General features: G+C 64.4%; 2 protein-coding genes and 1 pseudogene. 1 reads left to right on the top strand and 2 read right to left on the bottom strand.

The window, feature by feature from the left end:
• Together EOA27_RS32780 and EOA27_RS32775 are read right to left on the bottom strand one after the other, a co-directional pair.
• Positions 1 to 947 (bottom strand): malic enzyme-like NAD(P)-binding protein (locus EOA27_RS32780; protein ID WP_281059504.1); only part of this gene is annotated, 947 nt, incomplete at its 3' end.
• Positions 948 to 1,096: 149 nt separating this feature from the next.
• Positions 1,097 to 1,876, bottom strand: coding sequence for an SDR family oxidoreductase (locus tag EOA27_RS32775; RefSeq protein WP_127258332.1), 780 nt, complete (start codon positions 1,874 to 1,876; stop codon positions 1,097 to 1,099).
• Positions 1,877 to 1,999: 123 nt separating this feature from the next.
• On the opposite strand from EOA27_RS32775, the pseudogene EOA27_RS32770 reads away from it, so the two are divergent.
• A pseudogene (locus EOA27_RS32770) lies at positions 2,000 to 2,250 on the top strand (UDP-2,3-diacylglucosamine diphosphatase); the annotation flags it as partial.

The raw sequence follows: 2,250 nt of genomic DNA, 5'->3' as shown, positions 1-2,250 counted from the left end.
GTGCAGATCATGGCGTCCGGCCGGGCGGCCCGCGCCACTTCCGGCATGATCTCGGGATTGGGGTTGGCCAAAGCCAGGATGAGCGGTTTCGGCGCCATATGCTGCAGGAGCTCCGGCTTCAACACGCCGGCGGCGGAGAGGCCGAGAAAGACGTCGGCGCCGGAAATGACATCGGCCAGCGTGCGCGCCTCGGTGACCTTCACATAAGGGTCCTTCCAGCGATCCATCTCCTCGACGCGGCCCTTGTAGGCGACGCCGAAACGGTCGGTGACCCAGATGTTTTCCACCTGGGCGCCGAGCGAGACCAGAAGGTTGAGGCAGGCAAGTGCTGCGGCGCCCGCGCCGGAAGTGACGATCTTGATGTCGGAAATCGCCTTGCCGGCCAGCTCCAGCCCGTTGAGCACCGCGGCGGCGACGATGATCGCCGTGCCGTGCTGGTCGTCATGGAAAACCGGGATGCCCATGCGGGCCTTCAGCCGCTCCTCGACCTCGAAGCATTCCGGCGCCTTGATGTCCTCCAGATTGATGCCGCCGAAGGTCGGCTCGAGCGCGGCCACGGTCTCGACCATGCGCTCGATCTCCGGCGCGTCGATCTCGATGTCGAAGACGTCGATGCCGGCGAATTTCTTGAACAGCACCGCCTTGCCTTCCATCACCGGCTTGGAGGCGAGCGGACCAATATTGCCGAGCCCGAGCACGGCGGAGCCGTTGGAGACGACGCCGACCAGATTGGCGCGCGCGGTGTAGTCGGCGGCGGTGGCGGGATCGTCGCGGATCTCGAGGCAGGGCGCGGCCACGCCCGGCGAATAGGCAAGCGCCAGGTCGCGCTGGTTGCCGAGCGGCTTCGTCGCCTGGATCTCGAGCTTTCCTGGCTTCGGGTGCTTGTGGAAGAACAGGGCGGCCTCGTCGAGGTCCGACCGAGCCGGTTTCTTGTTCTCGCCGTCCATTGCGGCCCCTCCCTGCGATACTGGTTTGGAGCCTTTTAGCATGCGCCCGCGATTTTTCGCGACCGCAAATCGCAGGCTCCGGCTTCACAATGCCAGAGCGGAAATAATCAACCGATTCCAGCTGGTTGGCTGGAGAGCTTCAGGCATGCTCAGAAGGCGCTGACGTAGAGGCCGCCGTCGACCGGGATGTTCTGGCCGGTGAGGTAGCCGGCATGGATCGAACAGAGGAAGGCGCAGATCTGGCCGAATTCCTCGGGCGTGCCGAGACGTTTCGCCGGCACGTCGGCGCTGATGCGGGCCTTGCGCGCGGTTGCCGCGGCCGGGTCTTCCTTAGTGCCGGCTTCATGTGGGCCGCGCAGCCGGTCGGTGTCGAGCTTGCCGGGCAGCAGGCTGTTGATGGTGACGTTGCGATCGATCACCGTACGCGCCACGCCGGCCAGGAAGGATGTCAGGCCGGCGCGGGCGCCGGAAGACAGGTCGAGCCCTGGGATCGGCACATAGACCGACAGCGAGGTGATGTTGACGATGCGGCCGAAGCCGCGCTTGGCCATGCCGTCGATGACCGCCTGGATGAGCTCGATGGGCGTCACCATGTTCTGCGTCACGCCCTCGAGGATCTTGGCGCGATCGAGCTCGCGGAAATCGCGCAGCGGCGGACCGCCATTGTTGTTGACCAGGATGTCCGGATCGGGGCATGCGGCAAGTATCGCCTTCTGGACCTCGGGCTTGGACACGTCGCCGGCCACTTCGATTACCTTGACGCCGAATTTTTCGCGAAGCTCGGCGGCGGTCTTGCCCAGAAGCTCGGCGTTGCGGCCGTTGACGACGAGGTCGGCACCGGCTTCGGCCAGCGCCATGGCGCAACCTTTTCCAAGTCCCTTGCTCGAGGCGCACACGATGGCCTTTTTGCCGCGAATGCCGAGATCCATGGTGATTTTCTCCTGGTGCTTTGGTCGCGCCAAGCTAGCGCCTGGGCTGGATCAACCGCAACCGTCATACGATTGTTGCATGAATCGGGGCATAGGCACGCGAAAGCAAAGGGTAAAATCGCGATGTCAGCCCCAGAGCCCCGCACTTTCCGCGCCCTGTTCATTTCCGACGTGCATCTCGGCTCGAAAGCGGCCAAGGCCGATTTCCTGATCGACTTCCTGCGCTATCACGACGCCGAGATCATCTATCTGGTCGGCGATATCGTCGACGGCTGGCGACTGCGCCGCAGCTGGCACTGGCCGCAGAGCCACAACGACGTCGTGCAGAAACTGCTGCGCAAGGCGCGCAAGGGCGCCTCGATCACGTATATCGC

It is taken from the genome of Mesorhizobium sp. M2A.F.Ca.ET.037.01.1.1, from assembly GCF_003998075.1.
Taxonomy (GTDB): Bacteria; Pseudomonadota; Alphaproteobacteria; order Rhizobiales; family Rhizobiaceae; genus Mesorhizobium.
Note: the sequence above shows the minus strand (reverse complement) of the source record. Positions and strands in the feature narration are given on the sequence as shown.